Here is a 247-nt window from a genome sequence, read left to right on the forward strand (position 1 = left end):
CGTCACGCGGGTCGCAACAGAAAGGGATTTCATTGCAAAAAACAAACGGTGTGTGCCCTCACCGCCTTCCCCGACGGTGCATGGGCGTCACGGCGATGCGCCTTGCAGACGCACCACCACCTCGTTGGCCGGTATCCGGGCTGGTGGAATCGACCGTCGTCGCCTTCCCAGGCACCCATGGGGCGCCCAGTGGCTGGGAGACGAAAGCGGGGCATCGGCTGGCACCGACACCCGTCCACTTACCGTT

Annotated in this window: 1 riboswitch. The window is 64.4% G+C overall.

What is annotated here, in order from left to right:
• Positions 1–108 precede the first annotated feature (108 nt).
• Positions 109–247: riboswitch (cobalamin riboswitch) on the minus strand. This riboswitch is flagged as partial in the annotation.

The organism is Aquabacterium sp. A08, assembly GCF_011742065.1.